This is a genomic window from Streptomyces sp. NPDC101165 (assembly GCF_044768135.1).
Lineage (GTDB): Bacteria > Actinomycetota > Actinomycetes > Streptomycetales > Streptomycetaceae > Streptomyces.
Map to the genome: position 1 here is coordinate 1 of NZ_JBIWPG010000065.1, position 1114 is coordinate 1114.

Consider the following 1114-nt stretch of genomic DNA (forward strand, 5'->3'; position numbering starts at 1 on the left):
GAGACCGCGGCCGTCACCACGGTTCCCGCACTGCGCCGGGACCGGGATGAGGAAACGGCTGCGGTGACGGCGCTGGCGGTGCTGCACGCCCATGGTGTCAGGGTGGACTGGGAGGCGTTCTTCGCCGGCACGGGCGCCCGCCGGGTCGAACTGCCGACCTACGCCTTCCAGCACGAACGGTTCTGGCCGCAGCCGTCGGAAGCAGCGCCCTCGACGGCCGGCCACCCGCTTCTCCACTCCGTTGTGGCACTGGCCGACGGTGACGGCGTGGTCCTCACCGGCCGGCTGTCGCTGCGGACACAGCCGTGGCTGGCGGATCACGTCGTACACGGCCGGGTCCTGTTCCCCGGCACTGGTTTCGTGGAGCTGGCGCTGCGCGCCGGGGACGAACTCGGCCTTCAGCAGATCGAGGAACTGACCATGGCAGCGCCGCTGGTGCTGCCGGAGAAGGGCAGCGTAGCCCTTCAGGTGTCGGCCGACAGGACCGGCCGGATCGGTGTCTTCTCCCGGCCCGACGGCACGGACGGCCCGTGGACGCAGCATGCCACCGGCACCCTGGGCCAGGGCGCCAGGCCCGCTGCCGACCTCGGCGCGTGGCCACCGGCGGGTGCGGAACCCCTGTCGCTCGACGGGTTCTACGATCGCGTGCTGGAGCTCGGTTTCGACTACGGACCGGCGTTCCAGGGCCTGCGGTCGGTCTGGCGCGCCGCCGACGGCGTGTTGTTCGCCGAGGTCGAACTGCCCGAACGCATGTCGGGACAGTACGGCTTGCACCCGGCGCTGTTCGACGCCGCCCTGCACACCCTCGGCACGACCGCGCACGGCGAGCCGAGCCGGGTGCCGTTCTCCTGGGAGGGCGTGTCCCTGCACGCGACCGGCGCCACAGCACTGCGGGTCCGGCTGGCCGTCGACGGCGACACCGCGTCACTGACCGCGGTCGACCCGGCGGGCACCCTCGTGCTCTCCGCCGATGCGCTCACGCTGCGTACCGTCACGCCGGATCAGTTCGGCCAGGTCGATTCCTTGTATCGGGTGGGGTGGTTGACGGCGGTGCCGGCGGTCGAGGTGGGTGATGTGCGGTTCGTGGAGTTGGTGGGTGGTGCTGATGTGGTGG

General features: G+C 71.6%; 1 protein-coding gene. It reads left to right on the forward strand.

Annotation, left to right across the window (positions count from 1 at the left end; genetic code table 11):
* The coding region (locus ACIRVH_RS46490; RefSeq protein WP_403967199.1) for a polyketide synthase dehydratase domain-containing protein at positions 1 to 1114 on the forward strand (1114 nt) is incomplete at both ends.